11 protein-coding genes and 1 tRNA gene are annotated in these 13785 nt (G+C 71.2%); 10 read left to right on the top strand and 2 right to left on the bottom strand.

Translation table 11 applies throughout. The features are described from left to right. Positions 1-12 precede the first annotated feature (12 nt). The 7 genes from dinB to OE229_RS11885 all read left to right on the top strand — a co-directional run bounded on the left by dinB (position 13) and on the right by OE229_RS11885 (position 8460). Positions 13-1257: a DNA polymerase IV gene (gene dinB / locus OE229_RS11915; RefSeq protein ID WP_262138173.1), complete on the top strand. Its 1245-nt coding sequence runs from the start codon at positions 13-15 to the stop codon at positions 1255-1257. Positions 1258-1478: 221 nt separating this feature from the next. Beyond that, positions 1479-3269 carry a DEAD/DEAH box helicase gene (locus OE229_RS11910; RefSeq protein ID WP_111031858.1) on the top strand — a complete coding sequence of 597 codons (1791 nt, stop codon included), beginning with the start codon at positions 1479-1481 and terminating at the stop codon, positions 3267-3269. A 7-nt stretch (positions 3270-3276) separates the two neighbouring features. Next, positions 3277-3486: a hypothetical protein gene (locus OE229_RS11905; protein WP_263344500.1), complete on the top strand. Its 210-nt coding sequence runs from the start codon at positions 3277-3279 to the stop codon at positions 3484-3486. 32 nt (positions 3487-3518) lie between these two features. Then, entirely contained in the window at positions 3519-4847 is a 1329-nt protein-coding gene (locus OE229_RS11900; RefSeq protein WP_263344498.1) for an NAD(P)/FAD-dependent oxidoreductase, read from the top strand. A gap of 392 nt (positions 4848-5239) precedes the next feature. Next, positions 5240-6583 (top strand): HD domain-containing protein, encoded by a 1344-nt coding sequence (locus tag OE229_RS11895; protein WP_262138171.1) that lies wholly within the window; start codon positions 5240-5242, stop codon positions 6581-6583. Between the two features lie 141 nt (positions 6584-6724). Then, entirely contained in the window at positions 6725-7864 is a 1140-nt protein-coding gene (locus OE229_RS11890; RefSeq protein ID WP_262138170.1) for a zinc-dependent alcohol dehydrogenase, read from the top strand. 11 nt (positions 7865-7875) lie between these two features. Beyond that, positions 7876-8460, top strand: a complete 585-nt coding sequence (locus OE229_RS11885) for a CxxCxxCC domain-containing protein (protein ID WP_262138168.1) — start codon at positions 7876-7878, stop codon at positions 8458-8460. Positions 8461-8842: 382 nt separating this feature from the next. Here the strand turns inward: OE229_RS11885 and OE229_RS11880 are convergent. Beyond that, positions 8843-8928, bottom strand: a tRNA-Leu gene (locus tag OE229_RS11880). A 161-nt stretch (positions 8929-9089) separates the two neighbouring features. Here OE229_RS11880 and OE229_RS11875 point away from each other — a divergent pair. The 3 genes from OE229_RS11875 (at position 9090) to mshC (ending at position 12553) form a co-directional block, all read left to right on the top strand. Further along, positions 9090-10418 carry a M20/M25/M40 family metallo-hydrolase gene (locus tag OE229_RS11875; RefSeq protein ID WP_182065050.1) on the top strand — a complete coding sequence of 443 codons (1329 nt, stop codon included), beginning with the start codon at positions 9090-9092 and terminating at the stop codon, positions 10416-10418. Between the two features lie 63 nt (positions 10419-10481). Next, positions 10482-11312, top strand: a complete 831-nt coding sequence (locus tag OE229_RS11870) for an undecaprenyl-diphosphate phosphatase (protein WP_262138165.1) — start codon at positions 10482-10484, stop codon at positions 11310-11312. After that, entirely contained in the window at positions 11309-12553 is a 1245-nt protein-coding gene (gene mshC, locus OE229_RS11865; protein WP_262138162.1) for a cysteine--1-D-myo-inosityl 2-amino-2-deoxy-alpha-D-glucopyranoside ligase, read from the top strand. The genes OE229_RS11870 and mshC overlap by 4 nt, the downstream gene beginning before the upstream one ends. Positions 12554-12750: 197 nt before the next feature. On the opposite strand, the gene OE229_RS11860 is transcribed toward mshC, so the two are convergent. Further along, positions 12751-13674, bottom strand: coding sequence for a proteasome assembly chaperone family protein (locus tag OE229_RS11860; protein WP_111025032.1), 924 nt, complete (start codon positions 13672-13674; stop codon positions 12751-12753). Positions 13675-13785 lie beyond the last annotated feature (111 nt).

Raw genomic sequence — 13785 nt, 5'->3', positions numbered from 1 at the left:
CATCATCTCGGTGTGAGTAAGCAGGACGGACGGAACCGCCTCGTCTCCGACGCACCGGTGGACGACGTCTCGGCGACCGTGCTGCACGTCGACATGGACGCCTTCTTCGCCTCCGTCGAACTGCTCGACCGCCCCGACCTGGTGGGGCTGCCGGTCATCGTCGGACACGACTCCGACCGCTCCGTCGTCACCGCCGCCACCTACGAAGCCCGTCGCTACGGGGTCAACTCCGCGATGCCGATGGCCGTCGCCAAACGCCGCTGCCCGAACGCCGTCATCGTCGAGCCGCACTTCGAGAAGTACCGGGCGAAGTCCGCCGCGGTGATGGCGATCTTCGACCGGTTCACCCCGCGGGTCGAGCGCCTCGGCATCGACGAGGCGTTCCTCGACGTCGCCGGTGCCCTCCGGCTGTACGGCACTCCGTGGCAGATCGGCCAGGCGATCCGCCGCACGGTCTTCGCCGAGACCGGACTGCACTGCTCCGTCGGTGCGGCATCGACGAAGTTCGTCGCGAAGCTCGCCTCCAGCCGGTCGAAGCCGGACGGCCTGCTCGTGGTCCCCGCCGCCGACACCGTGGCGTTCCTGCACCCGCAGCCGGTGTCCGCGCTCTGGGGCGTCGGCGGCAAGACGCAGGAGACGCTCGAACGCCGGGGCATCCGCACGGTCGGCGACCTGGCGAACACCCCGCTCGGGTCGCTGGTGTCGGCACTCGGCCCGGCCGGCGGGCAGCGGCTGCACGACCTGTCGTGGGGTCGCGACCCCCGCGTGGTCGACACCGGCGTCGGCGAGAAGTCCATCGGGCACGAGGTCACGTTCGGCCGCGACCTGACCGAGCGCGACGACGTCGCCCGCGAACTCCTGCGCCTGGCCGACAAGGTCGCCGTCCGCCTGCGCCAGGCCGACGTGCAGGCCCGGACCGTGGCGCTCAAGGTCCGGTACACCGACTTCACCACCCTCACCCGGTCGCGCACCCTGGCGGAGCCCACCGACGTCGCGAAGCGCCTGCACCGCGAAGCCGTCGAGCTGTACGACGTGCTGCACCGACCGGGCAACCGGATCCGGCTGATCGGGGTGCGTGGTGAGAACCTCGTGCCCGCGGCCGCGAGCAACGCCCTGTGGGACGACGACGCGCCGTGGCGTGACACCGAGACCACGGTCGACGCGGTCGCCGCCCGGTTCGGCGCCGGCGTGCTGCGACCGGCATCCCTGGTCCGCCGGACCCCCGACGGCGGCGTCCCGCACGCTCGGCAGGACTGACGGTGGCGGTAGAATCGGGTTCAGTGAGCGCAGCGGAGTACGAAGACCAGCAGCCCGCCACGCTGTGGGCGGAGTCGGGTGACGACCGGTCCGGCGCAGGCGGATCGTCGCCGACGCACGACGGCACCCCGGTCCACGAGAACCAGGGGCACCAGACCCAGGCGCACCAGACGGCGCAGGCGCAGGGCGACGCCGCCCGTGACGAAGCCGACGCCGCGGCCCTGGCCGAAGCGGCTGGCAACTCCGCCGTCCAGCACCTGTCGCCGGCGTTCCCGGACCGGGCCGCCTGGGGCACGGCGTCGAAGCTCCGCGCCTGGCAGATCGAAGCGCTCACGAAGTACTTCGAGAAGGAACCCCGCGACTTCCTGACGGCAGCGACCCCGGGTGCCGGCAAGACCACCTTCGCGCTCCGACTGGCGACCGAGCTCCTGGCCCGCGGCACCGTCGACCGCATCGTCGTCGTGGCCCCGACCGAGCACCTGAAGCGCCAGTGGGCCGACTCCGCCGACCGTGTGGGCATCCGGATCGACCCGATGTTCAAGAACGGCGACGGCATGTTCGGCCGGCACTACCAGGGCGTCGCGATCACGTACGCCCAGGTCGGCATGAACCCCGAGGTGCACAAGCGCATCACCGAGGGCGGCCGCACCCTGGTCGTCCTCGACGAGGTCCACCACGGTGGCGACGCCCTGACGTGGGGCGACGGCATCCGAGAAGCGTTCTCCGGTGCCACCCGCCGGCTCTCGCTGTCGGGAACCCCCTTCCGGTCCGACACCGCACCGATCCCGTTCGTGCAGTACGCCCCCGACGAGCAGGGCATCCGCACCTCGATCTCCGACTACAACTACGGCTACGGCCGAGCCCTGAAGGACGGCGTCGTCCGCCCGGTGCTGTTCATGGCCTACGCCGGACAGATGCGCTGGAAGACCCGGATGGGCGACGAGATGTCGGCATCCCTGGGCGAGCAGGTCACGAAGGACATCACGGCGCAGGCCTGGCGCACCGCGCTGTCGCCAGAGGGCGAGTGGATGCCGGCCGTGCTCTCCGCCGCCGACAAGCGTCTGACCGAGGTCCGTCGTGGTGTGCCCGACGCCGGCGGTCTGGTCATCGCCACCGACACCACCACGGCGCGCGCCTACGCCCGGATCCTGCAGCAGATCACGGGGGAGCGTCCCACCGTGGTGCTGTCCGACGAAGCCGCCGGGTCGAGCCGCATCAGCGCGTTCGCCGAGGACACCTCGCGCTGGATGGTCGCCGTCCGCATGGTGTCCGAGGGCGTCGACGTCCCACGGCTCTGCGTCGGGGTCTACGCCACGAGCGCGAGCACGCCGCTGTTCTTCGCCCAGGTGATCGGCCGCTTCGTGCGTGCCCGTCGCCGCGGGGAGACCGCGAGTGTCTTCCTGCCGAGCGTCCCCGGCCTGATGGCCCTCGCCGCCACCCTCGAGCTCGAGCGCGACCACGCCCTCGACCGCCCGAAGGACGCCGACGACGGGATGTACAACCCCGAAGACGCGATGGTCGCCGAGGCCAACAAGGAAGACCGCGCGTCCGAGAGCCTGCTCGAGGTCCAGCCGTTCGAGGCACTCGACTCGCAGGCGTCCTTCGACCGCGTCCTCTACGACGGCGGTGAGTTCGGCACCGGCGGCGAGGTCGGTTCCCTCGAGGAGCTCGACTTCATCGGCATCCCCGGGCTCCTCGAACCCGACCAGGTTCGCGACCTCCTGCGCGCGCGACAGGCGACGCAGGCGAAGCGCTCCAAGGGCCGCACGGCAAAGGACGGCATGCCGAAAGCGCCCGAGCCCGACCGACCGATGTACATGACGATCAAGGAGCAGCGCACCGAGCTCGCCCGGCTCGTGTCGATCTGGTCCCGCCACTCGAACGAACCGCACGGATCGATCCACGCCGAACTCCGAAGGATCAGCGGTGGCCCGGCCGTGGCGCAGGCGAGCATCGAGCAGATCCAGAAGCGCATCGACATCCTGCGTTCCCGCATTGGCGGACGACGGTGACCGCGGCGTGATCGAGCCGGTCGACGACCGCACCTGGTACGTCACGCGCGACCCCGAGGCGTCACCCGAGGCGATCATCGACCGCTTCGGCGGCGGCTACCGACTGCGCCGGTTCTCGCTCACCGAGTCCCGCCGCACCCCGCACGGGGTGTTCACCGGACCCGAACTGGCCGAGACCGCGTGGTGGCGGCTCCGCGACAGGCCGCGGAACTCATGACGCGCCAAGCCAAAGTCCGGTAGACCGGAGGAATGGCAGACTCGATCCCTCACGTCCTCGTCCTCGGCGGCGGCTCCGCTGGCTACACCACGGTCAAGCAGCTCCAGAAGCACGCGGCCACGGTGCCCATGCGCATCACGCTCGTGGACCAGAACACCTACTACACGTACCTGCCGTTCCTGCCCGAGGTCGCCGGTGGCCACATCGCGCCGAAGGACGTCACCGTCGAGCTGCGCCGTGCACTGCGCAAGACCCGCGTGATCCAGGGCAAGGTCACCGCGATCTCGTCGGCCGACAAGACCGTCTCGATCGCGACCGCCGGCGGCGACGACCGCACCCTCGGCTACGACCACCTGGTCGTCGCCCTCGGTTCCGTCACCCGCACCTTCCCGACCCCCGGGCTCGAGGAGTACGGCGTCGGTTTCAAGAGCGTCGAAGAGGCCGCCTACGTGCGCGCCAAGCTCCTCGACAACATCGCGAAGGCCGCTGCCACCCGCGACGAGGACGAGCGTCGCCGTCTGCTGACCAGCGTCTTCGTCGGCGGTGGCTACACCGGCGTCGAGGCGATCGGTGAGCTGTTCGACGTCTCGCAGGCCGCCATCAAGACCTACCCGTCGCTCGCCGGCGAGCAGCCCCGCTGGGTGCTCATCGACGCCCTCGACCGCGTCGCTCCCGAGGTCGGCCCCGAGCTGTCCAAGTGGACGCTCGAGTCGCTCCGCGCCCGTGGCATCGACGTCCGCCTGAAGACCACCATGCCGAGCGCCGAGGGCGGTGTGGTCAAGTTCTCCGACGGCGACGAGTTCGCCACCGGCCTGCTCGTCTGGACCGCGGGCGTGAAGCCGAACCCGCTCCTGGACGCCTCCGACCTGCCGCGCGGGCCGAAGGGCCACCTCGCCGCGAACGCGAAGCTCCAGGTCGAGGCCGAGGACACCCACCAGGTCGTCGAGGGCGTCTGGGGCCTCGGCAACGTCGCGCAGGTGCCCGACCTGACCGCCGACAAGCAGCCGGCGTTCTACCCGCCGAACGCGCAGAACGCCGTGCGCCAGGCCGTGGTCGCCGCCGACAACATCGTCGCGACCATCACCGGCAAGCCGCTCGAGGAGTACCGCCACCCCTCCATCGGCACCGTCGCGTCGTACGGTGTCGGCAAGGGTGCCGCGAACATCAAGGGCATCAAGATGACCAACCTGCTCGCGTGGCTCGCGCACCGCGCGTACCACGTGTACGCGATGCCGACCCTGAACCGGAAGGCCCGCATCATCATCGGCTGGATCACCGGTGCCGTGTCGGGTCGCGACGCGACCTCGCTCATCAAGGAGACGGACCCGCGACGCAACTTCGTCGAGGCGTCGAAGAGCTAGGAGGCGGAACGCGGCATCAGGCCGCAATTTCGTCGAGGCGTCGAAGAGCTAGGAGGCGGAACGCGGCATCAGGCCGCAATTTCGTCGAGGCGTCGAAGAGCTAGACGCACCCACGGATCGGACGGGAGGCGCGGTGCCAGCTGGCACCGCGCCTCCCGTCCGTCCGTCACGTGCGTTCGCACCCACCTGCCGCTCTCCGGCATACTGACTCCCTCGGCGCCCACGGCGACGAGGTCCCGGAAGTCGACCGACACGTGCGCCCCACCACCACCACCTCCTCCGTCCGATCGTGCCTCCGATGCGGCGCCGAGCGTCACGACAGCACCGTCCACCGGTGCCCCGGTCCGGCCGACCCGCTCCGCGCCTTCGGCCTCGACGCCGGAGCCCGAACGGTGCTCGAGGTCCTGGGCGGGATCGGGCAGCCCTCCCTGGTCGGCGGAGCAGTCCGCGACGCGCTGCTTCGGGAAGCCGGGCGCGGACCGACCACCACCGGTGACGTCGACGTCGAGGTGCACGGCACCAGGACCGATGTGGTCGTCGGAGCGTTGCGTGCGGTCGGAGCGATCGTCGTCGAGGCCGGTGCGGGGTTCCCGGTCCTCAAGGTGGTGCTCGACGGATCCCGCGTCGACGTCGCAGTGACGGCGGAGTCCGGTGCGCTCGATCCGGTCACGGTGTCCGCCCTCGGTCGGGACTTCACGGTGAACGCCGTCGCCTGGGACCCCCGCACGAACGTGTTCCTCGACGCGGTCGGTGGGATCGACGATGCCGTCATCGGCGTGCTGCGGCACGCTTCCGAACGCTGCAGTGAGGACCCGCTCCGGGTCTTGCGTGCCGTGCAGCTCGTCGCCCGGTTCGACTTCGCCGTGCACCCCGCGACGCTGAGTCTGGCGCGGTCGATCGCGGCACGGTTCGAGTCGATCGCCACCGGGCGGATCTGGCCCGAGATCCGCAAGCTGGCACTCGGCGACCACGTGTCGGCTGCCCTCCGAACGCTGCACGACAGCGGCTGGGAGCGACACCTGCCCGAGCTCGCCGCGGTCCGAGACGTGCCGCAGGACCCCCGGTGGCACCCGGAGGGTCCCGTGCACGTCCACCTCGGAGCGGCGGGGGACGCTGCCGCCCGCGCCTGCACCGCGGACGGGATCCGGGGTGACGACCGGGTCGTCATCGTGCTCGCCGCCGTCCTGCACGACCTGGGGAAGGCCGGCTCCGGCACGCAGGTCCTCGCCGACGACGCAGGTGCGGTCCGCATCCGCAGCCTAGGCCACGAGGTGTCCGGCGCTGCGGCAGCAGCAGTGCTGCTCGGTCGCCTCGGCGCGCCACGCCACATCGTCGAGCGGGTCGTCCCGCTCGTTCGCGAGCACATGGTCCCGCACTCGTCCAACGGCGCGCCACCGTCCGTTCCCGCTGCTCGGCGGCTGTTCCGACGGCTCGGATCCTCCCTGCCCGCGATGGAGTCGTGGGCCCGGGTGTGCGAAGCCGACTCGCAGGGGCGTGGTCCGGGGGCGAGCCGGTCCTCGGCGTGGTCGTGGTTCGACGTCGCGCTCCGGGACCAGGTCGCGCGTCGACCCGTGCGGCTGCTGTCCGGCCGCGACCTCGTCGACGCGGGACTCACCCCGGGGCCGGTGTTCCGCGAACTCCTCGTGGCGTCCGCGGCGGCGCAGGACGACGGCGTCTTCGATGACGTCGCCGGAGCCCGCGCTTGGCTGCGCCGAGCGGTCGACGCACGCCGGTGATGGACGGGAGGCGCGGTGCCAGCTGGCACCGCGCCTCCCGTCCGTCTGTGCGGACGTCCACCGCCTGTCCGCGATCTGCGGTCCTGTGTCCGCTCCAACGTGGCGCGCGTCAGCGTGGACGGACGAGCGAGAGGAGCGTCCATGCGCGCCATGACCTACCGCGGCCCGTACCGGGTCCGCGTCGAGGAGAAGCCGGATCCCCGGATCGAGCACCCGAACGACGCGATCGTCCGGGTGGAACGGGCCGCGATCTGCGGCTCGGACCTGCACCTGTACCACGGCATGATGCCCGACACCCGCGTCGGTCACACCTTCGGCCACGAGTTCATCGGGGTGGTCGAGCAGATCGGCTCGTCCGTCGAGACCCTGTCGGTCGGCGACCGCGTGATGGTCCCGTTCAACATCTTCTGCGGCACGTGCTGGTTCTGCGCCCGCGGACTCTTCGCGAACTGCCACAACGTGAACCCGAACGCGACCGCGGTCGGCGGGATCTACGGGTACTCGCACACCACCGGCGGGTACGACGGTGGGCAGGCGGAGCGCGTGCGGGTGCCGTTCGCCGACGTCGGACCGCAGGTGATCCCGGACTGGCTCGACGACGACGACGCCCTCCTCATGACGGACGCACTGAGCACCGGGTACTTCGGGGCGCAGTTGGCGTCGATCCGCGAGGGCGACACCGTCGTCGTGCTCGGTGCCGGGCCGGTCGGGCTGTTCTCCGCGGCGTCAGCGTGGTTCATGGGAGCCGGCCGGGTGATCGTCGTCGACCAGCTCGAGTACCGGCTCGAGAAGGCCCGGAGCTTCGCGCACGCCGAGACGATCAACTTCGCCGAGGTCGACGACGTCGTGCTCGAGATGAAGAAGCAGACCGACTTCCTCGGTGCGGACAGCGTGATCGACGCCGTCGGAGCCGAGGCGGACGGCAACTTCACCCAGCAGGTCACCGCCTCGAAGCTCAAGCTGCAGGGCGGTTCCCCGACGGCGCTCAACTGGGCGATCGACGGCGTCCGCAAGGGCGGCACGGTCTCGGCGATCGGCGCGTACGGGCCGATCCCGAGCGCGGTGAAGTTCGGTGACGCGATGAACAAGGGCGTCACGATCCACGCGAACCAGGCGCACGTGAAGCGCCAGTGGCCGCGGTTGCTCGAGCACATCCAGGCCGGGCACTTCAAGCCGAGCGACATCATCACGCACCGCATCCCCCTCGAGCACATCGCCGAGGGGTACCACCTGTTCTCGTCCAAGCTCGACGGTTGCATCAAGACCGTCGTCGTGCCGTGAGGAGGCCCGACATGTCCGACCACACCCCGTACATCGCCGATCCACCCCGTCGGGTGCCGTCGGCCGAGGAACTCCGTGCCCGCATCCCGGGGTGGGGGAGCGACCTCGACCCGGCGGACCGGCCGTCCGTTCCGAAGCTCTCGCGCGAGGCCGGTTCGGCCACCGGAGCCCACTGGGACCGCCCGCCGCAGCAGGACGGTGCGCACGGCCGGGAGCGCTCGATCGAGCACGCCCACGTGACGCCGGTGTTCGGCACCGCGCAGCCCCTGAGCGGCGTCGCCGGGATCGTCCGGCGGTACGCCTACCGGCGGTTCAGCGAGGGCCGCCTGGCGCACTGGATGCTGCTCGTCGTCGGGGACCGCGTGGACGTCGCGACGCACCGGGTGACCGATGCGCTCCGGGGTCGGCCGGACCGGGTGATCAGCGAGACCGGTGTCGCGGCGGAGCGTGGGAACCACCCCGTTGCGTCGCGCCTGGGGTCGAGTCGGTCGGACTGGCGGCACCAGGTGCTCGACCCGGTGGTCGCGAACTGGGGCTGGCTGGCGGCGCTCGGCGCCGTCGTGCTGGTGGTGCGGCGGGTGCGCCGCTCGCGCTGACCGCGCGCGCGGGTCTCGCAGCACGGTGCGGCGTTGCCCACTCGGTGCGACCTTGTTCCGTCACACGGAGTCCGCAACGTCGCACCGGCCCGTGACGTGCGCACGTTCCGGCCTGGAGGCGCGCTGCGGCCCCGCCCCGCGCCTCCAGGCCGCACGTCCCGCGTCCACCGCCCGCCCTCTGCCGTACCCCGACCGCCCCGAGCGCAGCAAGGCGGCGGCGTCAATGCCCTGAGCGAAGCGAAGTGGCACGTGGTCGACCTGAGCGAAGCGAAGTGGCGCCCCAGAGGCGGTGACGCCCTGAGCGCAGCGATGGCGGCACTCGCCGGGAAGACACAACAGAAAATGCCCCCCGACCGAAAGGTCAGGGGGCACGCATTTCCTGTGTCCGAGGGGGGACTTGAACCCCCACGCCCTAATACGGGCACTAGCACCTCAAGCTAGCGCGTCTACCAATTCCGCCACCCGGACAGGGTGTCTGGTGTCTGTTTCCCGGGTTGAACCCGGCGTTCCTGCCGAGAGAAGACACTAGCACGGGTCTGAACGCGCGATGAACACGGTCGCGCATCCCGGGCGAGTCCTGCGTTCCCGGCCTCGGCGACGGGGTCGGTGCCGACCGATACCGTGGAGCCATGACGAACCCCGGGCCCTCCGAGCCGCAGTCCGTGCCCGAGCTCGAGGCCACCGCGGCGATCGCCCGCGACCTCATCCGCATCGACACCACGAACTGGGGCGAGGGGAAGTCCCGTGGGGAGACCGAGGCGGCCCACTACGTCGAGGACAAGCTCCGCGCGTTGGGTCTCGAGCCGCAGTTGTTCGAGTCCGAGCCGGACCGCGTGAGCGTCGTGGCGCGGGTGCCCGGTCGGAACCGTGACAAGCCGGCGCTCGTGGTGCACGGACACCTCGACGTCGTGCCGGCCGACCCCGCGAACTGGTCGGTCGACCCGTTCGGTGGTGTGGTCAAGGACGGATCGCTGTGGGGTCGGGGCGCCGTCGACATGAAGAACATGGACGCGATGATGCTCACGTCGCTGGCCGACGTCGTCGAGCAGCACGGGGCGCCGGAGCGTGACCTGGTGATCGCGTACTTCGCCGACGAAGAGGCCGGGGGAGTCCTGGGGTCCCACCACGTGGTCGACCAGCACCCCGAGGTCTTCGCGGGGGCGTCGGCGGCGATCAGCGAGGTCGGCGGGTACTCGATCACGCTCGGTGACCGTCGCGCCTACCTGCTGCAGACCGGCGAGAAGGCGCTCATGTGGGTGAAGCTGATCGCGCGCGGCACCGCCGCCCACGGCTCGCACGTGATCCGCGACAACGCCGTCACGAAGCTCGCTGCGGCGGTCGCCCGGATCGGCAGCGAGGAGTGGCCCGTCCGGCTCTCGGGCACGACGGACGCGATGGTGGCCGAGGTGGCGCGGTTCCTCGGGGTCGACCCGACCGTCACCGGCCCGGACGAGGTCGCGCTGGCCACCGGGTCGGCGTCGCGGTTCATCCACGCCGCGCTGCACACCACGTCGAACCCGACGGTGCTGACCGCCGGCTACAAGCACAACGTCATCCCCGACGCCGCCGAGGCGCTGGTCGACATCCGCTGCCTGCCCGGCGACGAGGAGTCCGTGCTCGAACGGGTGCGGGAGCTCGCCGGCCCCGAGGTCGAGGTGGTCATGTCGTTCCGCGACATCGGCCTCGAGCAGGACTTCGGCGGCCCGCTGGTCGACGCCGTCCGCGACGTCCTCGGCCGGCACGACCCGGGCGCACCGGTCCTGCCGTACCTGCTGTCCGGCGGTACCGACAACAAGGCGCTCTCGACGCTCGGCATCGCGGGGTACGGGTTCGTGCCGCTGCAGCTGCCAGCCGGTGTCGACTTCCCCGCGATGTTCCACGGCGTGGACGAGCGGGTGCCGCTCGACTCGCTGGCGTTCGGTCGGCGGGTGCTGGCCGACCTGCTCGCCACGTACTGATATTGTTCATGGTCGCCGTCGTGGCGGTGCCCTGACCGACCTCACCTCTGAAAGGCCCGTGCGATGCACATCCTCGAGGCGATCTTCCTCGGCTTCATCCAGGGGCTCACCGAGTTCCTGCCGGTGTCCTCCAGCGCGCACCTGCGCATCGTGGGGCTCTTCCTGCCCGACGCGAAGGATCCCGGTGCGGCCTTCACCGCCGTGACGCAGCTCGGCACCGAGACCGCGGTGCTCATCTACTTCTGGAAGGACATCACCCGGATCATCGGGCGGTGGTTCCGCTCGGTGGTCAAGCGTGACGTGCCGAAGGGCGACCCCGACGTCCGTCTCGGCTGGCTGGTGATCCTCGGCACGATCCCGATCGGGGTCGCCGGGCTCCTGCTCAAGGACTCGATCGAGACCACGTTCCGGTCGCTCTGGATCGTCGCGATCGTCCTCGTCGTGTTCGGCGTCGTGCTCGGGGTGCTCGACCGGGTCGGTCGCAAGGAGCGGCGCATCGAGCAGATGACCTTCCGCGGTGGCCTGCTCATCGGCCTGGCGCAGATGCTCGCCCTGGTGCCCGGCGTCTCCCGTTCCGGCGCGACCGTGTCGATGGGTCTCGCCCTCGGGTACACCCGTCCCGCGGCCGCGCGCTTCGCGTTCCTGCTGGCGATCCCGGCGGTGTTCCTGTCCGGGTTCTACGAGGCCGCGACGAGCCTCGGCGACCACGGCTCGCCGTTCGGACTCGCCGACACGCTCATCGCCACCGTCGTCGCGTTCGTGGTCGGGTTCGTCGTGATCGCGGCGTTCATGAACTACATCAGCAAGCGCAGCTTCATGCCCTTCGTCGTCTACCGGATCGCACTCGGTATCGTGCTCATCGTGTTGTTGTCGCTCGGAGTGATCCAGCCGTGAGGGCCTGGCAGGCCCCATCCGTCCCCGACGTCCCCGGCGCCGCGCCCCGACCGGTCGTCCACGACACGGCGACGGGCAAGCCGGTGGACCCCGCCCGCGACGAGGACCGCGCCGCGCTGTACGTGTGCGGCATCACGCCGTACGACGCCACGCACCTCGGCCACGCGGCGACCTACCTGGCGTTCGACACGCTCGGCCGTGCCTGGCGTGACGCGGGGCTCGACGTCGAGTACGCGCAGAACGTCACGGACGTGGACGACCCGCTGCTCGAGCGTGCCGCACGCGACGGCGTCGACTGGCGTGCCCTGGCGGCTGAGCAGGTGGACCTGTTCCGCCGCGACATGGAGTCGCTGCGGATCCTGCCGCCGGACGACTTCGTGGCCGTCACGGACGAGGTCGAGCGCGTCGCCGAGGCGGTCTCGTTCCTGCAGGAGTCCGGCTACGCGTACGAGGTCCCGACCGACGGCGCCGAGGGTGACGACCTGTACTTCGACGTGAACCGCCCCGCCGACGCGTGGACGCTCGGCGACGAGAGCGGTCTGGACCGCGAGACCATGCTCGCCCTCGCAGCCGAACGCGGCGGCGACCCGGATCGTCCGGGCAAGCGTGATCCGCTCGACCCGCTGCTGTGGCGCGCCGCGCGTGACGGCGAGCCGGCCTGGGACACCGAGATCGGCGCCGGTCGCCCCGGCTGGCACATCGAGTGCAGCGTCATCGCCGGTGACCGCCTCGGGCTGCCGATCAGCGTGCAGGGCGGCGGGAGCGACCTCGTCTTCCCGCACCACGAGATGAGCGCCGGGCACGCTGCGGCCCTCGCACACCAGCCCCTCGCGAACGCGTTCGTGCACACCGGGATGATCGCCTACCAGGGCACGAAGATCTCGAAGTCGCTCGGCAACCTCGTCACCGTGCGCGGGCTGCTCGACGACGGCGCCGACCCCCGTGCCATCCGGCTCGCGCTGCTGTCGCACAAGTACTCCGACGACTGGGAGTGGTTCGACACCGAGCTGACGAGCGCCCAGACGCGGCTCGCCGGCTGGGACGCCTGGGCTTCCGGAGCCTCCGCCGGGCACGCCGACGACGCTGCGGACGTCGCGGCACGCATCCGCGCGCGGGTGTCGGACGACCTCGACACCCCCGGTGCCGTCGCCGCGGTCGACACGGCGATCGCCGGCGGCACGGCGTGCACGCCGGAGCTCCTCGACCTGATCGACGCGCTGCTGGGCATCCGGCTGGCCTGATCCCCGCCCGCCGTGTGGTCGCGACACGTCGCGTGCGTGCCGCCGAGGGGTCGGAAACTGTCGCCGAGGCGGTCCGCAGCCGACAGTTCGCGACCACTCGCCGGACGTGAGCGGCGTGTCGTGATCGCACACCTCGCGACGGACGGGAGGCGCGGTGCCAGCTGGCACCGCGCCTCCCGTCCGTCAGCGGGTGACGGCTACTGCTGTGGCCGCCACGGCCCCTCGCCACCGGCGGTACCGCCGTCCTTGCCGTCCTTGCGCTCACGGCGACGGAGGTACTGCTCGAACTCCTGCGCGATGGCGTCGCCCGAGGCCTCGGGGGAGTCGACGGTGTCGCGTGCCTGCTCGAGCTGCCCGATGTAGGACGCCATGTCCTCGTCGTCGGCGGCGAGGGCGTCGATGCCCTCTTCCCACTCGGTGGCGTCGTCGAGCAGTGAGCCGCGCGGCACCGTGACGTCCGTGAGTTCCTCGATCTTGTCGAGCAGCGAGAGCGTGGCCTTCGGCGAGGGCGAGTTGTGGACGTAGTGCGGCACCGACGCCCACAGGGAGAGCGTGGTCAGCCCGGCCTTGTCCATCGCGTCGGCGAGGACCCCGAGGATGCCGGTCGGGCCCTCGTACGAGGACTTGTCGACGTCGAAGGCGGCGCGGACCCCGGCGTTCTCGCTCGACACGAACACCGAGATCGGTCGGGTGTGGGGGACGTCGGCGAGCATGGCGCCGACGAAGACGACGGCGTCGATCGAGTAGACGTCCGCCAGGTCGATGATCTCCGAGCAGAAGCCCCGCCAGGTGCGCGAGGGTTCCGGGCCGACGAGGACGAAGACGTCACGGTCGGTGGGCGAGCCGGTGGCGCCGATGACCGGACGCCCCTCGGCACCGGGCCCGTACAGCACGATGCGGGGCCACTGCACGCCGCGGTCACCGTTGTCGTCGGTGCCGACGGTGGGCCGGTTGAACTGGTAGTCGACGTACCGCTCACCGTCGAGTTCGCGCAGCTCGTCGAGCCCGAGCGACTCGACGATGCGACGCGCCAGACCGCTCGCGGCCTCGCCGGCGTCGTTCCAGCCCTCGAAGGCGACGACGAGCAAGCGACCGTCGCTGAAGGGGGAGTGCTGTGGCACGGAGCGGACCTCCTGGTGGTGGAGCGGAGCGGGGCGGGAGCGGTGCCCCCGGCCGGACACGATTCAGGCATCCACTGTAGGCCCAGGGGGTGTCGGCGCACGCGCGCGTCC

The sequence above is a fragment of the Curtobacterium poinsettiae genome, from assembly GCF_025677645.1.
Classification (GTDB): Bacteria; Actinomycetota; Actinomycetes; order Actinomycetales; family Microbacteriaceae; genus Curtobacterium; species Curtobacterium poinsettiae_A.
Note: the sequence above shows the minus strand (reverse complement) of the source record. Positions and strands in the feature narration are given on the sequence as shown.